General features: G+C 68.6%; 3 protein-coding genes and 2 pseudogenes. 2 read left to right on the forward strand and 3 right to left on the reverse strand.

The features are described from left to right. Both V6B97_RS16890 and V6B97_RS16895 read right to left on the reverse strand, forming a co-directional pair. Positions 1–83 (reverse strand): annotated as a pseudogene (locus tag V6B97_RS16890) (IS1595 family transposase); the annotation flags it as partial. A gap of 345 nt (positions 84–428) precedes the next feature. Next, the gene (locus V6B97_RS16895; protein WP_333507689.1) at positions 429–854 is read right to left on the reverse strand and encodes a universal stress protein; all 426 of its coding nucleotides are present in this window, start codon (positions 852–854) and stop codon (positions 429–431) included. Between the two features lie 353 nt (positions 855–1,207). Between V6B97_RS16895 and V6B97_RS16900 the strand changes: the two genes are divergently transcribed. Next, a complete protein-coding gene (locus V6B97_RS16900; RefSeq protein ID WP_333507690.1) occupies positions 1,208–3,835 on the forward strand; it encodes a sensor domain-containing protein in 2,628 nt (875 codons plus the stop codon). A 259-nt stretch (positions 3,836–4,094) separates the two neighbouring features. On the opposite strand, the gene speB is transcribed toward V6B97_RS16900, so the two are convergent. Then, the gene (speB, locus tag V6B97_RS16905; RefSeq protein WP_333507691.1) at positions 4,095–4,973 is read right to left on the reverse strand and encodes an agmatinase; all 879 of its coding nucleotides are present in this window, start codon (positions 4,971–4,973) and stop codon (positions 4,095–4,097) included. 158 nt (positions 4,974–5,131) lie between these two features. Here speB and V6B97_RS16910 point away from each other — a divergent pair. After that, a pseudogene (locus V6B97_RS16910) lies at positions 5,132–5,213 on the forward strand (IS1595 family transposase); the annotation flags it as partial.

The following is a 5,213-nucleotide window of genomic DNA, read 5'->3' on the forward strand; positions in this document are numbered from 1 at the left end:
GTTTTGGTGGCATCAATATCGATGCAAAAGCATTCAGCAATTTTTCCGATTTTGTAGCGGCTTAATTTGCTGTTTTTAAACATGATTCTAGCCTATCAGGGCTTGGCCTGATGGTCTAGAGCCTTAGGATTTTCGTTCGTTGGCAAGGAAAACGAGCCTGCCATGAGGGAGTGCGGCAGCCGTTAGGCGAGTCTTCAAGCATTACGGATGGCGACCGCAGCGCATACTCTTATCGTATTCGACCGAGCCTTAGCCGTTAGGCGAGCGCGCAGCGCGAGTCTTACGGATAAGGACAGCAAAGCCATGGCAGGCGAAGTTTGACCTCGTTGCGCACGATGTCCGTAGGGCTCGCAAGCTCGCCCAACGGCCACGCTTCGCGCCCTTCGGGTCGGAAGCCAACGGGCGAAAAGACAATTTGGAAGCGGCCCCTACCGGACCACCAGCACGGGCACCTTGGAAAGCTGAAGCACCTGATGCGTGACGCTGCCCATGATCATGCCGCCCAGTTCGCCCAGCCCGCGCGACCCCATGACGATGGTGTCGCACCCTTCCTCGTCGCATACGCGAACCACGGCCCTGCCGGGCGCGCCGTCCACGATGCGCACGGAAGTGGACACGCCCAGTTCGGCCAGCAGGGCGCGCGGCTCGGCCAGCAGGGCTTCCGCCTCCCGGGTGCATTCGCGCACCAATTCCTCGCGCGCCTCGCCGCCGATGAGGGCCGGTATCTCGCCGAAGCTGTGCATCAGCACCACGTGTCCCCGGCCGCCGCAGCGGGCCAGGTTCACCGCGTGGCGCAGGGCCAGGCGCGCATGCTCCGAACCATCCATGGGAAGCAGTATTCTTGCGTAGGACATGACGCGGACTCCTTCGTGCTGTGCGCGCCGGTGGCGTCGCGTGGGCGCATCTCCCGTCGTCGCCGGATCGTCCCGCAGCGGCGCGGGCGAACGGTTTTCGCGACATGCCGGGGGGATGCCGATGCATGCACAATGGCACGACTGACGCGACCTGCGCAACCCCCGCGCCGGTTCGCCGCTCCCCCGGCCCCACCGGCCCCGACAGGCACCGGGCACGGACAGGCATCGGGCAAGGCGCCCCCGCGCCTCTTCCGGCCATCGGCGCTTTCTGATATGGCATGCCATCTGGGCGGCCACGCGCGCCATGCTTTCAAGGGGGGGGTCCGATGACGGGCGACATGCGGGACGACGGGATGGAACTACACGTCACTCGGGGCGCATCCTCCGAACATGCCGGGCCGGATGCATCCACGGCGTCCCCCGCGCCTTCCTCCGGCCTACTGCGCGCCCTGCTGGACAACCCCATGGTGGCCCTGTTCCTGCGCGACGGCGACGGTCGCTACCTGGCCGCCAGCCAGTTGTATGCCGACCTGGCCGGGGTGCCCGGCATCGACGTGGTGGGCCTGTCCCCGCGCGACGTCTTTCCCCCCGCCGTGGCCAGCGCCCTGCTGGACGAAGACCGGCGGGTGACCGCCACCTCCGCCCCCCTGATGTGCGAACGCATGCTGCCCGGCGGCGACGCCGAGCGGGTGTTCCGCGTGGCCAAGCTGCCCCTGCCGCCCGAGGTGGCAGGCCCCGGCGCCATACTGGGCCTTGCCTTCGACGTCACCGCCGTGGTCCAGACCGAAATAGAGGAGGAGGTGCGCCAGCGCACCGCGGAACTTGCCGAAAGCACGGCCCGCTTCCGCGCCCTGTTCGAACTGGCTCCGGACGCCGTGTACGTGCGCGGCCAGGGGGGCCGCATCCTGGACTGCAACCGCGCCGCCGAACGCCTTTCCGGCTACCCCCGCGAAACCCTGCTGACCCGGCGCACGGCGGACCTGCTGCCCGAGGACGTGGAGGTCCGCATCGACCACCTGCTGTCCGGCTGCCCCCCGGAGACCGCCGGGATTCCCGGCGCGCCGTCCGACGGCGCCGGCCCCATCGGCGGGTTCTGCCCCACCGGCGGGTTCTGCATGGAAGGGGTGTGCCGTACCGCGCGGGGCACCCACGAGGCCGAGGTGAGCGTGGAACCACTGCCCCTGTCCCTGGCGCCGGGCCAGGACGGGGGGCGCTCCGCGCTGGTGGTGGTGCACGACATTTCCGGCCGCCGCGCCGCCGAACGGCAGGCCCGGCTGTTCGAACGGGTCTTCCGCAACGCGCTGGAAGGCATCTGCATCACCGACCCGGAAGGGACCATCATGGCGGTGAACCCGGCCTTCACCACCATCACCGGGTATCCGGCCGAAGAGGCCGTGGGCCATACCCCCCGCATCCTGAAATCGCACCACCACGACGACGCCTTCTACGAGGACATGTGGCGCGCCCTGGTGGAGGACGGCCGCTGGGAAGACGAGATCTGGAACCGCCGCAAGAACGGCGAGGTCTATCCCGAGTGGCTGAGCATCAGCGCCATACCCGGCCCCACCGGCCGCACCGAATACTACGTGGCCGTGTTCCACGACATCACGGAACTGAAGGCCAAGGAATCGCAGATCCAGCACCAGGCCCACCACGACGCGCTCACCGGCCTGCCCAACCGCGCCCTGCTGCGCGACCGCCTGGGCATGGCCATCAACGGCGCGCGGCGCGAGGGGCGCAAGGTGGCCGTACTGTCGGTGGACCTGGACAACTTCAAGCAGGTCAACGACAGCCTGGGCCACATGGTGGGCGACATCTACCTGCAACAGGCCGCCGAACAGATGCGCCAGATGGTCCGCCCGCAGGACACCCTGGCCCGCGTGGGCGGCGACGAATTCGTGGTGGTGCTGCAGGACGTGGAGAACGAACGCGACGCCGCCCAGGTGGCCGAACGGCTGCTGGCCCGGTTCACCGACCCGGTGCGCGTGCAGGAGCACGAACTGTTCGTGGGCGCCAGCGTGGGCATCGCCCTGTTCCCCGACGACGGAGACGACCCGGACACCCTGGTGCGCAACGCCGACATCGCCATGTCGCGGGCCAAGGAGCAGGGCAAGCGCCGCTACCACCTGTTCACCCCGGCCATGAACGAGCGCGCCGTGCGCCGCCTGTCGCTGGAAGGCGACCTGCACCGCGCCCTGGCCGCCGGGGACATCACCGCCCACTACCAGCCCAGGGTGGACCTGCACACCGGCCTGATCACCGGCATGGAGGCCCTGGCCCGCTGGACCCGCGCCGACGGCAGCCAGGAGCACCCGGCGGAATTCATTCCCCTGGCCGAGTCCACGGGGCTCATCGTGCCCCTTGGCGAGCACATGCTGCGCCTGGCCTGCGCGAAAACCCGCGCCCTGTGCGACGCCGGGCACACCGACCTGCACGTGGCCGTGAACCTTTCACCGCACCAGTTCCGCCACCCCAACCTGGTGGGCATGGTGGCCGACGTGCTGGCCGAAACGGGCCTGCCCCCGTACCTGCTGGAATTGGAGATCACCGAATCCACCATCGTCACCGACGTGGACCACGCCATCCGCAAGCTGAACCAGTTGGCAGAGATGGGCATCGCCCTTTCGGTGGACGACTTCGGCACCGGGTACTCCTCGCTGTACCAGTTGAAGAACCTGCCGCTGACCTCGCTGAAGATCGACCGCTCGTTCATCCGGGACATCCCCGACGACCCCAACGACGCGGCCATCGCCGCCACCATCATCACCATGGCCGACCGGCTGGGGCTGCGCGTGATCGCCGAGGGCGTGGAAACCCCGGAGCAGCTCAACTTCCTGCTGCTGGAAGGATGCCACGAGGTGCAGGGATTCCTGTTCAGCCGTCCCCTGCCGCCGGACGGGTTCACCGCGCTGCTGGCCAGGAGCAGAAGGCTGACCGTGCCCCGTGACGGGAGTGACAGGAGTGACGGGGGCGACGCCTGACCGGCGGAGGCACCTGCGCGGCGCCCGCCCTGCCCCGACCAGCCCTGCCCCTCCCTGTCCCGCCCTGTCCCGCCGCTCTGGCAGCACCACCGCACCGCAAACGCCCCGGCCCGGAAACATCCGGAAGCCGGGGCGCTGTCGTTGCATCGCATGCATGCGCGGGCTCCGCCCGTGGTGCGTGCATGTGGTGTGCGGGGGGGCTGGACCGCGCGGTGTGCGAAGCGTGCGGGGGAAGAAAGGCGAAGGCGGAACGCGACCGTCAGCGGCAGATCCGCTGCACCAGCCCCATGATGTCGTACACCAGCCGGGCCGCCGCGAAGTCCGCCGCGTGAAAGCCCGGCATGGGGGCCAGTTCCACCACGTCGAAACCCAGCACCTGCCGCCCGGCCATGGCCAGTTCCAGGCAGCGCCGGGCGTCGTACCAGCCAAGGCCGCCAGGCACCGGGGTGCCGGTGGCGGGCATGATGGACGGGTCCAGCCCGTCCACGTCGAAGGTCACGTAGATGCGCTCGGGAAAGTCCGGCGGCAGCAGCGGGTCGGGGATGCCGTGGCGGGCCAGCGCGGCGGCGTCCAGGTGGCCGATGCCCAGCGCGACGCGGCAGTCCACTTCCTCGCGGCACAGGGCGCGCACCCCGATCTGGAACAGCGGCAGGCCCAGGTCGGCCACGGCGCGGCGCATCACCGCCGCATGGCTGTACGGCGTGCCGCCGTAGCTGTCGCGCAGGTCGGCGTGGGCGTCGAACTGGACTACACCGAAAGGGCCAAAGCTGCCGTGCCTGCGGTGCAGCGCCCGCAGCGCGCCCAGGGTGACGGTGTGCTCGCCGCCCAGCAGCACGGGCAGGCCGCCGTGGGACAGGACCGTGGCCGTGGCCGCCTCGATGCGTTCCAGAACCGCCCCGGCCCCGCCGGAACAGTCCACGGCGAGCGCGGTGTGGATGCCAAGCTCGGCGGGCACCGATTCGCCGTCCCACAATTCCAACTGGTCCGACGCCGCAAGGATGGCCGCAGGCCCCGCCGCCGTGCCCCCGCCGTAGGAAACGCTTTCCTCGTAGCCCACGGGAATCACATGAAAACGCGCCTTGTCGGGTGCCACGTCGTCCAGTTCAGAGGCCAGGAAACGCCCTTGGGCGTGCCGCATGGCAAGCTCCGGTAACGCCTTCCCGCACGGGGAGGCGGCTGTCTGTCCATCCACCCGGAAGGGCCGGGCGGCGGTTACGCCACCAGGGTGCGCGCGCCCTCCACGTCGAAATACGAAAGGCTCTAGACCATCAGGCCAAGCCCTGATAGGCTAGAATTATGTTTAAAAACAGCAAATTAAGCCGCTACAAAATCGGAAAAATTGCTGAATGCTTTTGCATCGATATTGATGCCACCAAAA

Source organism: Nitratidesulfovibrio sp. 1201_IL3209 (genome assembly GCF_036763125.1).
Classification (GTDB): Bacteria; Desulfobacterota; Desulfovibrionia; order Desulfovibrionales; family Desulfovibrionaceae; genus Cupidesulfovibrio.

Excerpts from the sequence above, each read along its gene's own strand:
- V6B97_RS16900 (WP_333507690.1), top strand. The coding sequence starts at position 1,208 with ATGGAACTACACGTCACTCGGGGCGCATCCTCCGAACATGCCGGGCCG.
- V6B97_RS16895 (WP_333507689.1), bottom strand. The coding sequence starts at position 854 with ATGTCCTACGCAAGAATACTGCTTCCCATGGATGGTTCGGAGCATGCG.
- speB (WP_333507691.1), bottom strand. The coding sequence starts at position 4,973 with ATGCGGCACGCCCAAGGGCGTTTCCTGGCCTCTGAACTGGACGACGTG.